We start from the raw sequence: 15,441 nt of genomic DNA on the forward strand, positions 1-15,441 counted from the left end.
TTGCCCTGATACAATTTGGATGTAAGATGAAAAGGAGGCAACACATGAGTGTGATATTAGAAACCAAGCAGCTTTGTAAGTTTTATGGCGCAGGTGAGAATCAGGTCAAAGCGGTCAATCAGGTGGACATTCAGATTGAGCGGGGAGAATTTGTCGCAATTGTTGGAAAGTCAGGTTCCGGTAAAAGTACATTACTTCATATGCTTGGAGGGCTTGATACCCCGACAAAAGGCAGTGTTACTTTAGCAGGGAAAGATTTATACAGGATGAAAGAAGATGCTCTTGCTGTTTTCCGCAGAAGAAAAATCGGATTTGTTTTTCAGGCATTTAATCTGGTTTCATCTGTTAATGTATGGGAAAATATTGTACTGCCACTGGGGCTGGATGGAAGAAAAGTGGATGAAGCGTATGTAAATGATATTATTGCAACTCTGGGGATTGAAAAGAGGATTTACAATCTGCCAAATCAGTTATCCGGAGGACAGCAGCAGAGAGTAGCGATTGCAAGAGCACTGGTGAATCGTCCGGAAATTATATTTGCAGATGAGCCGACAGGCAATCTTGATTCTAAGACCAGTGATGAGGTGATTGCACTGCTTAAAATGACAGCAAAAAAATATGGTCAGACGATTGTAATGATTACCCATGATGACGAAATCGCACAGGTCGCTGATCGCATTCTGGTGATTGAGGATGGACAGGTGGTGGATTTCAGATGAAGACAATAAGCAGGATTGCACATAGCAATGACAAAAAGAACAAGACAAGAAGTATACTGATCATGATGTCCATATGTCTGACCACGATGCTGCTTGTTATCATCAGTACTGTGGGAAATGGGGTAATTCATTTACAGAAAAGTCAGGCGGCAGGCTCATATGGAAGCAATTATGGTCTGTTTGTTTCCGCAGACGGATCGCAGTTAAAAGAAGTAAACCGCCGTGCGGAAATAGATGCTACAGGCACTATGTGCACCGAAGGTGTCATAAAAGGCAATGAAAAAGGCGGGTTTGTCTGCATGGATGAGACTGTAAAAAAAATGCTTCCCTATAATAAAGAATATGAGTTAAAGGAAGGAAAGTATCCGGAAAAAATGCAGGAAATTGCCGCAGGAAGAGCATTTTTCCGTGCAATGGGGTATGGTGATGTAAAAGTCGGGGATACGGTGACATTGGATTACCGCGCAGGGATGCAGTCAGAATATAAGCCGGAAGAATTTGTTGTCAGTGGAATCCTATATGATCGGGATGAGTATACCATCGAGGCATCTTATGTTGCTTTCGGGTCACAGGAGTTTTATGATGAGCACGTCGCAGAGAATGACAGACAGTATAATATTTATTTTACTTTAAATGATTCTGCAAATGTATCTATGAATAATATTGATTCGGTTATAAAGCAGTTTGCAGCAGCCTGTGGGATCGAAGAAAAAAACGTTATAGTCAATGATCTCTATTTGCAATGGGTCTTGCAGCCGAGTTATGAAATGATTGTGGTTTGTGGAACCCTGATCCTCGGAATCGTGCTGTTTTCCGTTGGGGTCATTTATAATATCTTCCAGGTCGGGATCGCCCAGAAGGTTCAGGAGTACGGAAAAATCAAGGCGCTGGGTGCAACCAGAAAGCAGATGAAGCAGTTGATCTTTCGTGAGGGCATTCTTCTGGCGGTTCCTTCGATACCGCTGGGGCTGCTGTTTGGCTTTCTGATTGCAAAATGCGGTTTTAACTGGCTGGTAGAACAGGGGAACCTTGTATCAACCGGAACTGGCTCTATGGGAGTTCAAAATCAGCAGGTGCCTCTGTTTTCCCTGCCTGTTATGTTTCTCTGTATTTTCGTATCATTTCTTACCGTTGCTTTGGCACTGCGTAAACCAATGAAAATTGTTTCATGGATTTCACCTATCGAAGCAACACGGTATTTAGAAAATGCAGAAACACAAAAAAAAGGAAAACGAAATGGCAGAAAAAATGTCACCGTGTTTTCTATGGCAATGGCAAATGTAACGGGTAATCCCAAAAGAACTATTGGTACTATCCTCACAATGGGTTTTTCTTGCGTATTGTTTGTGATTATCTCTAATTATGTGGGAAATATTGACACGGAGCATGAAGCACGTCTTTCCGTTAATCATGGACAATTTGAACTGCAGCTTGACTATTCTGCTGAGTATGATGAAAGATATCCGGAGAATAATCTGGATACGATTCTGACGGATGATCCATTGAATGATTCGCTGATTGAAGAAATCAAAAGCATTCCGGGAGTGACAGATGTCATGACGAGAGAGATAGTCTCTGTAAATCTGAACGGAACAAGATTTCCGGCTGATATTGTGAGTAAAAATGATTTTGATTTTATGCGCCAGGACGGGGATATTGGCTCTATGGACTATGATCAGGCGGTAAAGAATGGTGATATTTTCTTTGGCTGGTCAACGTGGATGGAACAAGATGGATATGCTCCGGGTGAATCCATTGTATTTGACTTTGAGAATGGAAGTGAAACCTATACCTATCAGGGAAAGATTGCAGGATCCTTTGTAAGCGCGGACACTTATCTTGTCATTCCAGAAGGTGTATACCGTTCCATGAATCCGAGAGGAACAGCCTATGGCTATCTGTGGGTGGACTGTGACAAAAAAGATGTGGCATCTGTGGAGCAAAATCTGAATACATTGATTTCTAATACTTCGCATATAAAAATGGGTACTTATCATGCGCAGTTACAATCTGCAGAATTCTCAGCTCGCACGATGAAGCTTGGCTGTTATCTGTTTATGGCGGTTGTAGGATTCATCGGTTTTATGAATATGGCAAACACCATGATCATGAATATTACGACAAAAAAGCAGGAATATGGTGTATTACAGGCTGTGGGTATGACAAATAAACAATTAAATTTATGTCTGCAGTTACAGGGACTGATTTTTACGGTTGGCACCATATGTGTAGCACTTGTCGTTGGTCTGCCACTTGGCTACGTGCTCTTTGCCTATGCAAAGCATAATGGAATATTTGGAATGAATATCTATCATGTTCCAATCGTACCAATTTTTATTATGATTTTTTTGGTCGGTCTGTTGCAGATTGTGCTTTCCCTCGTTTTAAGCAGTAATCTGAAAAAGGAAACGTTGGTTGAAAGAATAAGGTATCAGGGATAGCAAGTAACCAGGCTGTCACTCGGACAATGAGTGACAGCTTTGTTTGCGAGTATACGTCAAAAGATTCTGTGCCCTTGTATTTTCCCTTATCAGAGTTCGTAAACTTATATGGGAATATATAACACAAGGGAAAAAATAAGGGAAAGCTCACCTGCGACAAATCCAGTGTTTTCAAGGGTTTGCGGAGAATTTAATAAGAAAATATAACAGTTATTAAATCTCTTAAAACAGGTGAAATCTCAATCGGAATTTGATGAGGTGATAATATGAGCAAAAGTAAGAAGTTGACAAATACTGGAAGTTATAAACATCTTTGCAAATATATCATATCTATCAACTGTACACCGCCCTCATAAATTGGGTGGTCATAATTGTCAGTAAAGAAATGGGGAATCTTGTGAGAACGAACAAACCCACATTTTTCATAAAATGGTATCGTCAATGGACTGTCACCTGTTCCAACTTGCAAAACAGAATATTCATCTGCATATTTACTGGCAAGAAAATCAATTAGTGCTTTGCCATAGCCCTTTCCCTGATTTTCCGGATCGACTGCGATATTCTTGATTTCAAGTATTCCATTACCTTCATCGGTAACAACACATTCTGCTTTTTCATCATTGTCTTCAAGCACATACATAGTACCTTTTTCAAGATAGCGCTCAACCATGCTCTCCTGTTCATCAGCTAATAACAATAATGATATAAATTGCTTTTTATTTTCGTTCACTTCTCGGATTTTCATATCCATTACTCCGTCAAATTGGAATTGATCGTGCTCTGTCTTTCGCTAATGCAACTCCATTTTACTGTGCAAACATAAGTTATGCCCGTCTCAAGATTCGCTTTATATCATCCAGATTTTCAACAAAAAAGATTCCCTCCTGTCGCTCGTTAGAAGATAATCCTTTTTCAATCATATGATTTAGAAGTGCTTTCAAATCATCGTAGTAACCGTTCAGGTTGTAGAGAATGCAGGGTGCCTCCAGATGTTTCAAAGACACCTTCGACATTACCTCTGCAATTTCCTCCAATGTTCCCGTGCCGCCCGGGAAGGCAATAAAGGCTTCTCCTAACTCAATCATTTTGTTTTTTCTCTCAGACATATCCTTAGTCACAATCAGTTTTGTCAGTCCATCATGTTGAAACTCATTTTCAATAAAAAAATTCGGCTCAACACCCGTAACATCACCGCCTGCCTTCAATACACTGTCTGCCAATGCTCCCATTAAACCACCTTTAGAACCGCCGTAAACAAGTGCATTTCCACTGTTTCCAATCCATGCCCCCAATTCCTCAACTGCTTTTCGTAAGCATGGGTCATTTCCTTCATTTGCCCCAAGATAAACCGTTATATTCATTAAAAATTTCCTCCTACAACTTCCGATTTTGGGATTATTTCTTAAACAGCTCAGAATGTGAACCAAGGCGATAAAGCATCAAAAGAAGAACTTCTCCACGAATCTCATAAATAAGCAGCCGGTCTGGTTCGATGTGACATTCACGCGTGCCTTTATAGTTGCCTGTAAGATCATGATCTCTGTATTTTGCTTCCAGCATACCGCCATTCGCCAGAATATCGATTACCTCAAACAGCTTATCAAGATTTTTATTTTGCTTTTTGGCAAGCTTCAAATCCTTTTTAAACTGATTGGTAAACTAAATGTCGTATTTCATACATCGAGAGCTGCCTTAAGCGCATCCATACTGGAATAATGCGGAGTAGAAGGATCCTTCATCATTTTTCTGCCTTCCTCAATGGCAGCGGCTGTGGTATCATTCGGTACTTCCAGTTTTAATTCAAAAGGAATACCATGCTCACGGATAGCGGTTCTCAGGAATATATTTACAGCAGTTGTCATATTCAGACCAAGCTCATTGAAGATTTCCTCCGCCTGATCCTTGATTGCCTTGTCTGTACGAATATTTAAATTAGTTGTTGCCATACAGAACACCTCCATTCAAGTATAGTATATGCAGAAATTCGGGTGATATCAACACAATGTCATTATACAAGCTGCGAATTTTCTGTTAAAATGCATCAAAGTCCTTCTGCGTAGCAATCTGCGAATAGACTTTGTACTCATCATTGCTGCTTTCCGCGTACATGTCGTTCACCATTCCGATTGTGAGTAAGTCAAGATCCCGGATGGAGATGCCGAGCTGTACGCAGCGAAGCAGAAACAATGGTGTGGTCATCGGGCGGTCAGTTGCGTGAAGTTTTTTTAGACTCCATATCCGTCTGGACATTCAGGTCACACGCGATACCAAACACTATAACCTTCAAATGATCATTGCCGTAGGCTTCAAGGTCAATTCCGAGCGTGCCGTACAGTTTTGTAAATGGGTAAACCAGATCGCCAAGGACTACACCATCAAAGGCTGGGTGATGGATGATGAACGGCTGAAACGAGGAACCTATCTGACAGAGAAGTATTTCGACGAGCAGTTAGAGCGTATTCCATGTTCCATTCCTCCTATCCTATACACTGATTTTTCTATCCTTATTTAAGATACATATTAAAAAAGCTGTTCAGCTTTTCAAAAGGAATGACATCTAAATTGTCATAAAGATCAACATGGTTCGCTCCCGGAATGATAAGCAGCTCTTTATTATCTCCGGTCATTTTTTCATAAGCTCCCTCACTGAAGTAACGGGAATGCGCTTTTTCTCCATGTACCAGTAGAACCGCAGACCGAATTTCAGCGGCATACTGCAAAATTGGCATATTCATAAAGGACAGAGGAGAGGTCACATTCCATCCGTTGTTGGAATTAAGAGAACGAGGATGATAACCACGCTCGGTTTTATAGTAAGCATAATAATCTTTTACAAACTGTGGGGCATTGTCCGGCAAAGGATCGATGACACCGCCTGCAAGGGCATAACTGCCATTTTTATAATCCTCAGTACGCTGGGTATTCATTGCCAGTTTTTTGGCGAAACGAGCCTCGGGTGTGTTTTCATTGTCAAAATAACTGTTGGCATTTACACGGGTCATATCGTACATGGTCATTGCCGCAGTTGCTTTGATACGGGTGTCCTGTGCAGCAGCGTTGATTGCCATACCGCCCCAGCCGCAGATACCGATGATACCAATTCTGTCTGTGTCAACATTCTCCTGTACGGACAAAAAATCCACAGCCGCACAGAAATCTTCCGTATTGATGTCCGGAGAAGCCACATAACGAGGACTACCACCGCTTTCGCCTGTAAAGGACGGGTCAAAAGCAACGGTCAAAAATCCGTACTCTGCCATTTTTTGAGCATATAGACCGGAGGATTGCTCCTTGACCGCACCGAACGGACCGCTGACGGCAATAGCGGGAAGCTTGCCCACCACACTTTTTGGCGTGTACATATCCGCCGCCAGTGTGATGCCGTAGCGGTTATGGAAAGTCACTTTTTTGTGATCCACCTTGTCGCTTTTCGGGAACACCTTGTCCCATTCTTGTGTTAAATTTAATTTTTCCATGATGGTAATATCTCCTTAGTTCTCGTCTAAAATTTCAATTTTATCAAGCCAGTCTGTAACTGCTGTTAATGCTTCATCCTGCGAATTTTGTGCCACAGAACCTCTTATTTCTAATCCATCCAAAACATCTGCACCTGTGCAGATTTCAGCAATGCTGCTGTCGGTGGAAGAAAGACCACTGCCTTCGTGGGTACAGAACGGAATGATTGTCTTTCCCGAAAAATCATAACTCTCAAGAAATGTGTAGACTGCCATCGGCATGTCGCTCCACCAAATCGGGTAACCGAGAAAGATAACATCATAATCTTCCATGCTTTCCACGGTAGCTGACAGTTCGGGACGAGCATCTTCTTCCTGCTCCTGCCTTGCGGTTTCTGTACAAGCTTCGTATTCATCGGGATATGGCACAACGGTGCTGATTTCGAATAGGTCAGCATCGACCTGTTCTGCAATCATATCTGCTATTATGTGAGTGTTTCCTTTTTCAATATGCCCGACACCATAATTTTCACCAGTGCGGGAAAAGTATGCTACTAGAACTTTCATAGTCTCTGTATCTCCATTCTCATCTTGTTGTGTGCTGCTACTTTCTTCTTTTGCGGCATTACTTTCTTCTGAAACGGTATACCCGGTAGTTTCTGTTGTTTCGGCATTTTGACTGCTATTGCAGGCAGATAAGGCAAAACACATGAAAAGTATGAGTAACAACGATATAACTTTTTTCATAATCCATGTTAGCCATTGCAATCTTTCTGTATAACTGCTATACTAATGATAAAACCTAAACCTAACTTTAGGTCAAGAGGTTTGCAAAATAAATTTGTTAACTTTTTGTGGAGGCATACATGTATACGATTGGACAGGTTTCGGAAATGTTTGGACTTCCGATTTCAACTTTGCGCTATTATGACAAGCAGGGGCTTTTTCCGGGAATGGAAAGAATTTCCGGCATCCGTAAATTCAGTGAGAAAGAGATTGAAACATTACGTGTAATTGAGTGCCTGAAACGCTCCGGTCTGGAAATCAAGGATATTAAACAGTTTATGGACTGGTGTGTGGAGGGAGCAGCTACTTATCCTCAACGAAAAGAACTGTTTGAGAAGCAAAAGAAAACAGTGGAAGCTGAAATTGAACATTTAAGTCGTGTGTTGGATATGATTAAATTCAAGCGCTGGTATTATGAACAAGCCATGCAGGATGGCAACGAAGATCGGGTACATAGTATGATACCGGATAAGTTGCCGGAGGATATTCAAAAGATGTACGATCACGCACATAAAGAATAAAGAAATGCTGCATATTTGCCCTTTAGAGACAAATATACGGCATTAGTAGTATTCAAATGGAATGAAGGTTTAGTTTGTGGGTATAGAAAAAGCACCGTCCAAATAAACCTTGAACGATGCTCTGATAGTTAGCGGATTGTTGCTCAATCTTCTATCTCTTTATATTTTGTTTTATTGCAGTGGTCACTGCATCTATATTGAATGGCTTTGAAATGTGTCCGTTCATTCCAGAATCCAAGGATGCCTGTACATCTTCCTTGAAAGCATTTGCAGATTGTGCGATGATTGGAATTTTCGCAGCGTCTGGGCGCTCCTTGCTCATTGCACGAATTGCCCTTGCTGCCTGATGCCCATTCATTTTAGGCATCAGGACATCCATTAGAATCACATCCTATGTGTCTGCTGGATTGTTGGCAAAACAAGCAACTGCGTCCTGTCCGTCTACTGCACGAGTTACATGCATACCTGCTTCTTCGAGCAGCGTGATTGCCAATTCCGCATTCAGCTCATTATCTTCTGCGAGAAGAACCTTTACTCCATTAAGGCTGACATCCTGTATCAGATTCAGCTCAGGTATTTGTTTTGGGTCTGCAAGTTCCATAGGAATTTCTACTGTAAAAGACGAACCACACCCTTTCTTGCTGTGAACCGTAATTGTACCGTCCATCAGTTCTACATATTGCTTGGAAATTGCCATTCCAAGCCCCGTTCCGGCATAATGTGTTCGTGCGCCGTTATCCTCCTGTGAAAAGGGTTCAAACAGCCTTTTCTGAAATCCTTCACTCATACCAATGCCATTGTCTTTTACCGCATAACTGCTTACAATATGCCGTTCGTCTATGCCCGGTTTGATACTAATTTCAAAAGTAATCGTTCCGCCATCTTTTGTGAACTTGACCGAATTACTCAGAAGATTCGTCAATATCTCACGAATTTTTGTTGCATCCGTCAGAACATAAAGTTCTTTGGGGATGCTGCGATGTATCTCAAATGTTAAATCCCGATTCAGTAGGAGTCCATCCACGATAGCAATCACATTATCTATTAGGACAGGCAAATTCTCCGGCTCAGGTGAGAAGCTTACCTTTCCGTTCTCGATACGGCTAAGATCCAGTACATTATTCAATAACAACAGCAGATGCTCTGAACTTATTTTTACCTTTTGCAGACTATCGTGAATTTCAGATACATTTGTCTGGTTCAGTGCAATGTCCGTAAATCCGATAATAGCATTCATAGGTGATCGAATATCATGTGACATGTTAAGTAAGAAGGATGATTTTGCTCTGTTTGCGGTCTCTGCTTTTTCCGCAGCCTCGCGCAACAAAAGCGTCTGTTCAATTTCATTTTCTCTTTTTCTTTTGTAGCCGATAAAGCAGACAGCACAAAGCAAAAACAGCACACATCCTGCCATAGCTCCAACATAAACGGATGCTCTTCTTGTTCGCTTTACCAGCCCATTCACAGACTGCATATCCATTTCAATGCATAAAGCACCAACTATTTCATCCGAATCACCCGTTAAATCGCCCGTTATAGGATAACAGGCTGTGAAAATAGGACCCCATGTCGTATCAACAATGTTCTGCGAATACACCGTTTCTCCTGAAAGAGCCTTGTTAATATACGGAATCATTTCATCCTCAATATAGTCTCCCGGATGTCTGACATCTCCTGCGTTGGGATCCAGACCGTCCACCACATAGATCAGCCTGTTTTCTTCATTTCGGGTGGCGGTGTATAAATATCTGGTTGAATTCAGCGTTCGAATTTCATTTAGAAACGAGGAAATCTCGTGATACATTTCTGTATTTTCATCAGATTGATGGCGGAGCGTGGCAAATTCTTCTCTTCCGATTTTTTTATTTACCAATTTATGAATTGCATCTGCATTTTCCATATCACGTTTGAGTTCCGTTTCAAGGGCGATATCTGTATACGATTTTTGCAGAATATATGTATATGCTGATGCCAACAATGTGATTGAAAGCGTCAAAATTGCAAATAAACCTATGGAAAACTTGGTAAATCTCTGCTTTAACTCTTGGATGTCTTTGACTGACTTCTTGTCTGCTTGTGTTTTCATTCAATTTGACTCCACTTTTTATTTCATAGAAATATGTGGAAGGGGCTGATGTAAATACCGCATCTGCAGAGCGTGCATTTTTCCATCAGCTGATTCGCTTTTCAGATTTATCCTTTAATTGTTTCCTTATCCGTTCGGATGTTCAGATTTGTTGCTGACATACGCACAACCTCCACATGGCTTACAGTATACTCACATACTCGTGTCACGTCAATATAGTGTCATTATATGAGCTGTGAACTTTCTGTGAAAAGGCATCCATGTCAGATTGCGTAGCCATCTGCGAATAGCCTTTATATTCATCAGAAGGGTGATCCCTCTGGGATGGGGATTTATCCGTGGATATGCGGCTTTGCGGTATGAGAAGGTTTATTTTTTTGTTTGGGGTTTCAAACTTTTATGTGACAAACATAACTGTCTGTGTTATTATAAAAATGATATAAGCGAAAATGACTTTTGCGGAAACGAAAGTATCTTTATATTTTTTTATCCGTATACTTCCCATGATGGGGATAAATACTTGCAAAGTTGATTACTAATATTTTTTCATTATTACAGGTACAATAAGAACATGTAATAGCGGAAATGAGGTATAGTTACTTGCAGGTAGAGAAGTATATTGCGGATAAAATAACATCTTTATGTGAAAAGCGTGATATCAGTAAATACAGATTATCGCAGCTGTCGGGAATTTCCCAGTCGTCACTGGGAAGGATCATGGCGCAGGAAAACCTGCCGTCGCTGATCACACTTGAAAAAATATGTGCAGCTTTGGGCGTGACATTATCGCAGTTTTTTCAGGAAGGTAATTCAGAGAATCTGACAGAAAAACAGAAAGAAGTTCTAGGGATATGGAACGATCTGAATGCAAATGAGCAGGAAACAGTAATGTCAATGCTTCGTGGACTTCGGAAGTAGAAGAACAGTTCGAGTATATATATCGGCTGTTCTTTTTTTGTTTTCAGGCGTTAAAACGGTAATGTTTTTCTTGTGTACAGTAGAGCGCTATAGTATAATAAAACCAGTTTTTTGCATAAGTTTAAAAGCTATAATAAGGAAATCGGCAAACCAGATGAAAGTCTGGGACGCAAAACTACAGGGCCTGTAAAATGGCAGCCAGTTGCATAAAATGAGGTGCACTGTCTGTCTGACAGTGCTTTTTTGTGGTGTTATTTCATAGACGTAACAATAATGACTTTATATAGGAAAGAATGAGGAAAATGAAAGTATGAAAAAGGCAAAACGTTGTCTGATAGCGGTGGTGTCAGGTGTACTTGTAGCAGCTGCTGTCTTGTCTGGATGTGGACAGTCAAAGAAAGAAGTATCTAAAAATGATGATCATCTTACCGTTTATCTGTGGGAAAATCGTTTGATGAAAAATATTGCACCCTATATCCATGAACAGTTTCCTGATCAGGATATCGAATTTATTATTGGTAACAATGATACCGATTTATACAGTTATTTTAAAGAACATGATGAATTACCGGATATCATAACAGTACGTCGATTTTCTGGAACAGATGCACAGGACTTACAGCCTTATCTTATGGATTTTGCTTCTTATGATGTTGTTTCTAAGTATTATTCCTATGCGGTGCAATATTATAAGAATGAGGAGGATGAAATCCAGTGGCTGCCAATCTGTGGTATTCCGCAGACGATCATTGCCAACAAAACACTGTTTGATCAGTATGGCATAAAGATTCCAGAAAATTATGAGGAATATGTACAGGCCTGTCAGCAGTTTTATGATAATGGCATAAAACCGTATTCCATGGATCTTGGTGAAGACTGGTCTAATAATGAAATCATCCAGGCAGCGGCAATCGGTGAGTTTACAAGCCTGGATGGTATTGAATGGCGAAACGGTGCAGAGACTGCAGCGGATGAAGTAAAGTTTGATGATACATTATGGAAACGTATTTTTTCAGAAACCAGTCAGTTTCTTAAGGACTCGCATTTTGGCAAAGAAGATATCAATATTGACATCAATACAGGAACCCAGATGTTTGTCGAGGGAAAATCAGCAATGTTTCATGGACATCCGACGGTTATGCAGCAGCTGCAGAAACAGATGGATGCGGAGCTGATCCGTATTCCTTACTTTTCACAGACATCGGATGAATCCTATGTGTATATGACTCCGTCATTAAACATTGCATTTAACAAAAACCTGGAAAAAGACCGGGAGAAACTGGATACTGCACTGGATGTGCTGGATTGTATGATTTCAGAAGAGGGGCAAAAGCTGATTGCGGATGGAAGCGGTGTTATTTCATTGAATACAGATGTTCCAACCATGATGCAGGATGTACCTGGACTGGAAGAGGAAATTAAAAATAATGCTGTTTATATCCGATATTCCGCTCAAAAATCATTTGATGCAAGTCTTGAGGCTGTTCACGGATTACTGTCAGGGGAAATGGATGAAACACAGGCTTATGATACTTTGCGCAGTGTAATGAATCGTAAAGTTCCGGAAGAAAAAGCAACGGTGAATTTTGAAAATGAATATTCCATTTCACTGAACGATAGAAATGGCCGTGATTCAGCATCTTCCATTTTAACTACGATCAGAGAAGAAAATGATGCACAGCTGGCTCTGGCACCATATTATTATTTCACTTCTTCTATGTATAAAGGAGAATGCACCAATAGCCGGGTTGGCATGATGACAGCAAAGAGTTCAGATACAGCATTATATTTTACAAAAATTAGTGGTAAACAGGTTTGTGAACTCGTGGAAAATTATTTCGCCGATGCGGATGAGAATTTTTATGTAACCAATAAATACGAATTACCAATTGCATCCGGTATGAAAATTATCGTCAATCAAGCGGAAAGTGGATTTTCATTAAAGGACTTGACAGTTAATGATAAGAAAATAGACAAAGAAAAGGAATACTCTATTCTTCTTACAGACACCACAATGTCTGTTTTGAAAAAAATAAATCCGAAATGTGAGATTGAGCAGCTTAAAGATACAACATTATCAAGTGCATGGATCGAAGCAATGTCAAAAGGACAGCAGCCGTCAGCACCGGAAGATTATATAGAGGTTGAACAGTAAAAGTGGAGATAGAACAAACGGTAAATAAAAGAAAAAAAATAACAAGGCTGTTGCTTATACTACTTATTATTCTTTTAAGCGTAGTTTGTATAAAGTATCTTATAAGTAAGTCTAGCAAGTATATCAGTGAAAATGGAAAAAGCAGTATGGGAGCTGTTGTTGAGCAGATGCAGCAGACCTATGATCTTCAAGTGAGTGGGTACTACAGCCAGCTGCAGTTGGTTAAGGAATTTTTACTTCATGAGAGGGAGCTGTCTCTTGAAACGGATATGAACAAAAGTTTCTTTGAAGCATGGGAAAAAGAATCGGAAAGTACACTTATATTCCTTCGGGAAAATGGTCAGGCAATATCAGCAGGTGGAACAAAAATGCGGATTGATATGCCAAGTAAATTTCTGCTGGACTTAAAGAATGGATACAATATTGGAAAACTGGTGCGTGTTGATTATGATCAGAAGAAAAAAGACGGTTATCTGGTTGCGATTCCATGTCAGGAATATACTATCAATGGGGAAATTTATACGGCAATTGGAAGCGTGTATGATCATTCGAAACTGGATTCCATGTTAAAACTGAAAGGTTATGACGGGAAAGCATATTTGTTCATTCTGGATAATGACGGAAATATTACGTATACGAACCAGAGTGGTGATAAATACCTGCGTAATTATTCCCTGTTAAAACATTTAAAAGGAGAACAGGCTATTACAGAAGAAGAGGCTGATTTGTTCAAAAAGAAGTTTAATAACAGAGAATCCGGAGTTGCACTTTTGGGAAAACAGAACCCCTATTATCTGGGGTATTGCCCGATAGAAAGCAACAACACCATTTTGGTATGTATTGTGGAAAGGGGAGTTGTTGACAATGTGCTGAGGGATTACCAGAAAACGGTGTTGTTTACAACAATACTCATGGCAGGTTATATATTTTTACTTTTTGCCGGATTATTCTACAGTATTTCCAGACTTAGTCTTGCAGATCAAAAAGCAGAATATGAAAAAAGAAATAATGAACTTCATTTACAAACAATGAAGGAAATGGAAGTAGTCAATCAAAAACTGAAAAAGGCAAAGAACGTTGCAACAGAGGCTTTGCAGACAGCTGAAAATGCAAATAAGGCGAAAACGGATTTCCTGTCTAATATGTCACATGATATTCGTACACCTATGAATGCAATCATTGGTATCACATCTTTGATCAGACATGATGCAGGTAATAAAGCAAAAGTTATAGAGTATGCAGAAAAAATAGACATTTCATCACAGCACCTGTTAGGAATTATCAATGATGTTCTGGATATGAGCAAGATTGAGGCAGGAAAAACAGTCTTCAAGTATTCTGACTTTTCTATTCTGGATCTTGTACAGGAACTTGACACTATATTTCATACTCAAATATATGAAAAGCAGCAGACCCTTACAATCATAAAAGAAAATATTCAGCATGAGTGGGTGAATGCGGATCAGGTTCACCTGATGCAGATTTTCAGCAACCTGCTTTCCAATGCAGTGAAGTATACCCAGGAAGGTGGGGGAATTCAGTTCTTTGTAGAAGAATGTGAGACAAAGTCATCTGTCTATGCAAAGTACCGTTTCTTAGTTAGCGATAATGGTATGGGAATGTCGGCAGATTTCAAGGATACAATTTTTGATGCGTTTACCCGTGCGGAAAGTTCCCTTACAAATAAAATACAGGGAACCGGACTTGGAATGGCGATTACTAAGAATCTGGTTGAGGCAATGGGAGGTACCATTGATGTGGAGAGTGAATTGGGACAGGGAAGCTGTTTTGAGGTTCTCTTGGATCTGAAAATTGCAGAGGATAGAACGGTTGCTCTGGCGGCACAAGAAGAAACAGATGAGCAGGATGGAAATATTCTGCAGGGAATGAAATTCCTGTGTGCAGAGGATAATGAGTTGAACGCGGAGATCCTGATAGAACTGTTAAAGATTGAAGGTGCGGAATGTACCATTTGTGAAAATGGCGAAGAGATTTTGGAAGCATTTGAACAGTCTGCTCCAGGTGATTATGACATGATTCTGATGGATGTGCAGATGCCTGTTATGAATGGTTATGATGCAACGAAGGCAATCCGCAGAAGCTCCCATGAAGTAGCAAAGAAAATTCCAATCATTGCAATGTCTGCCAATGCATTCTCGGAGGACGTTCAGCATTCTCTGGCAGCTGGTATGAATGCACATATTTCAAAACCGGTTGAGATGAAGGTGCTGGAAAAGACGATCAGAAGCATAAAATCTGGTGGGGGGGGGGTACCGAACCGCAGGTCACTGAACAGTAACAAATGGATTTGATGCGGCAGTGCAATTTTATTAAACCAGGAGGTTGACAAGGAGATTTAA

General features: G+C 40.4%; 14 protein-coding genes, 2 pseudogenes and 1 riboswitch. Of the genes and pseudogenes, 7 read left to right on the top strand and 9 right to left on the bottom strand.

Going from position 1 to position 15,441, the window contains the following annotated elements:
• Positions 1 to 44: 44 nt before the first annotated feature.
• Both DWZ45_RS01105 and DWZ45_RS01110 read left to right on the top strand, forming a co-directional pair.
• Positions 45 to 719, top strand: coding sequence for an ABC transporter ATP-binding protein (locus DWZ45_RS01105; protein WP_107001136.1), 675 nt, complete (start codon positions 45 to 47; stop codon positions 717 to 719).
• Complete coding sequence (locus tag DWZ45_RS01110) at positions 716 to 3,160, top strand: FtsX-like permease family protein (protein ID WP_118467153.1); 2,445 nt, start codon at positions 716 to 718, stop codon at positions 3,158 to 3,160. Before DWZ45_RS01105 ends, DWZ45_RS01110 begins: the two co-directional genes overlap by 4 nt.
• 301 nt (positions 3,161 to 3,461) lie before the next feature.
• On the opposite strand, the gene DWZ45_RS01115 is transcribed toward DWZ45_RS01110, so the two are convergent.
• The 5 genes and pseudogenes from DWZ45_RS01115 to DWZ45_RS14420 all read right to left on the bottom strand — a co-directional run bounded on the left by DWZ45_RS01115 (position 3,462) and on the right by DWZ45_RS14420 (position 5,410).
• The gene (locus DWZ45_RS01115; RefSeq protein WP_118467155.1) at positions 3,462 to 3,905 is read right to left on the bottom strand and encodes a GNAT family N-acetyltransferase; all 444 of its coding nucleotides are present in this window, start codon (positions 3,903 to 3,905) and stop codon (positions 3,462 to 3,464) included.
• 79 nt (positions 3,906 to 3,984) lie between these two features.
• Positions 3,985 to 4,521: a TIGR00730 family Rossman fold protein gene (locus tag DWZ45_RS01120; protein WP_107001131.1), complete on the bottom strand. Its 537-nt coding sequence runs from the start codon at positions 4,519 to 4,521 to the stop codon at positions 3,985 to 3,987.
• Between the two features lie 34 nt (positions 4,522 to 4,555).
• Positions 4,556 to 4,837 (bottom strand): annotated as a pseudogene (locus tag DWZ45_RS01125) (type II toxin-antitoxin system YafQ family toxin).
• The gene (locus DWZ45_RS01130; protein WP_118467157.1) at positions 4,834 to 5,106 is read right to left on the bottom strand and encodes a type II toxin-antitoxin system RelB/DinJ family antitoxin; all 273 of its coding nucleotides are present in this window, start codon (positions 5,104 to 5,106) and stop codon (positions 4,834 to 4,836) included. The pseudogene DWZ45_RS01125 and the gene DWZ45_RS01130 overlap by 4 nt, the downstream one beginning before the upstream one ends.
• An 85-nt stretch (positions 5,107 to 5,191) precedes the next feature.
• Positions 5,192 to 5,410 carry a hypothetical protein gene (locus tag DWZ45_RS14420; RefSeq protein ID WP_147353087.1) on the bottom strand — a complete coding sequence of 73 codons (219 nt, stop codon included), beginning with the start codon at positions 5,408 to 5,410 and terminating at the stop codon, positions 5,192 to 5,194.
• 4 nt (positions 5,411 to 5,414) lie between these two features.
• On the opposite strand from DWZ45_RS14420, the pseudogene rhuM reads away from it, so the two are divergent.
• Positions 5,415 to 5,618, top strand: a pseudogene (rhuM, locus tag DWZ45_RS01135) (RhuM family protein); the annotation flags it as partial.
• A 46-nt stretch (positions 5,619 to 5,664) separates the two neighbouring features.
• On the opposite strand, the gene DWZ45_RS01140 reads toward rhuM, so the two are convergent.
• Positions 5,665 to 6,636 carry an alpha/beta hydrolase gene (locus DWZ45_RS01140; protein ID WP_118467158.1) on the bottom strand — a complete coding sequence of 324 codons (972 nt, stop codon included), beginning with the start codon at positions 6,634 to 6,636 and terminating at the stop codon, positions 5,665 to 5,667.
• Positions 6,637 to 6,651: 15 nt separating this feature from the next.
• Entirely contained in the window at positions 6,652 to 7,362 is a 711-nt protein-coding gene (locus DWZ45_RS01145) for a flavodoxin (protein WP_118467160.1), read from the bottom strand.
• 119 nt (positions 7,363 to 7,481) lie between these two features.
• Between DWZ45_RS01145 and DWZ45_RS01150 the strand changes: the two genes are divergently transcribed.
• A complete protein-coding gene (locus DWZ45_RS01150) occupies positions 7,482 to 7,922 on the top strand; it encodes a MerR family transcriptional regulator (RefSeq protein WP_118467162.1) in 441 nt (146 codons plus the stop codon).
• Positions 7,923 to 8,073: 151 nt separating this feature from the next.
• Here DWZ45_RS01150 and DWZ45_RS14605 read toward each other — a convergent pair whose 3' ends face one another.
• A complete protein-coding gene (locus tag DWZ45_RS14605; RefSeq protein WP_227589577.1) occupies positions 8,074 to 8,301 on the bottom strand; it encodes a response regulator in 228 nt (75 codons plus the stop codon).
• A gap of 12 nt (positions 8,302 to 8,313) precedes the next feature.
• Entirely contained in the window at positions 8,314 to 10,008 is a 1,695-nt protein-coding gene (locus DWZ45_RS01155; protein ID WP_243015292.1) for an ATP-binding protein, read from the bottom strand.
• 585 nt (positions 10,009 to 10,593) lie between these two features.
• Between DWZ45_RS01155 and DWZ45_RS01160 the strand changes: the two genes are divergently transcribed.
• The 3 genes from DWZ45_RS01160 (at position 10,594) to DWZ45_RS01170 (ending at position 15,393) form a co-directional block, all read left to right on the top strand.
• Positions 10,594 to 10,926: a helix-turn-helix transcriptional regulator gene (locus DWZ45_RS01160; protein WP_181986209.1), complete on the top strand. Its 333-nt coding sequence runs from the start codon at positions 10,594 to 10,596 to the stop codon at positions 10,924 to 10,926.
• Between the two features lie 134 nt (positions 10,927 to 11,060).
• A riboswitch (cyclic di-GMP riboswitch) is annotated at positions 11,061 to 11,136 on the top strand.
• Positions 11,137 to 11,236: 100 nt separating this feature from the next.
• On the top strand, positions 11,237 to 13,081 hold the full coding sequence (locus DWZ45_RS01165; RefSeq protein WP_118467164.1) for an ABC transporter substrate-binding protein: 1,845 nt from the start codon (positions 11,237 to 11,239) through the stop codon (positions 13,079 to 13,081).
• 146 nt (positions 13,082 to 13,227) lie between these two features.
• Positions 13,228 to 15,393 (top strand): ATP-binding protein, encoded by a 2,166-nt coding sequence (locus DWZ45_RS01170; protein ID WP_243015293.1) that lies wholly within the window; start codon positions 13,228 to 13,230, stop codon positions 15,391 to 15,393.
• The last annotated feature ends 48 nt before the right edge of the window (positions 15,394 to 15,441 follow it).

Origin of the sequence: Clostridium sp. AF32-7AC, assembly GCF_003477925.1 — a bacterium.
In the GTDB taxonomy this organism is placed as follows: Bacteria; Bacillota; Clostridia; order Lachnospirales; family Lachnospiraceae; genus Otoolea; species Otoolea fessa.